A 274-nucleotide genomic window follows, 5' to 3' on the forward strand; every position below is an offset into this window, starting at 1 on the left:
GTAGGAGTCTGGACCGTGTCTCAGTTCCAGTGTGGCTGGTCGTCCTCTCAGACCAGCTACTGATCGATGCCTTGGTGAGCCTTTACCTCACCAACTAGCTAATCAGATATCGGCCGCTCCAGGAGCACAAGGCCTTGCGGTCCCCTGCTTTCATCCTTAGATCGTATGCGGTATTAGCGTAACTTTCGCTACGTTATCCCCCACTCTTGGGTACGTTCCGATATATTACTCACCCGTTCGCCACTCGCCACCAGAGCAAGCTCCGTGCTGCCGT

1 rRNA gene is annotated in these 274 nt (G+C 54.7%); it reads right to left on the bottom strand.

From position 1 onward, the window contains the following. Positions 1 to 274, bottom strand: a 16S ribosomal RNA gene (locus GTP27_RS23410); the annotation flags it as partial.

The organism is Duganella qianjiadongensis, assembly GCF_009857915.1.
GTDB lineage: Bacteria > Pseudomonadota > Gammaproteobacteria > Burkholderiales > Burkholderiaceae_D > Rugamonas > Rugamonas qianjiadongensis.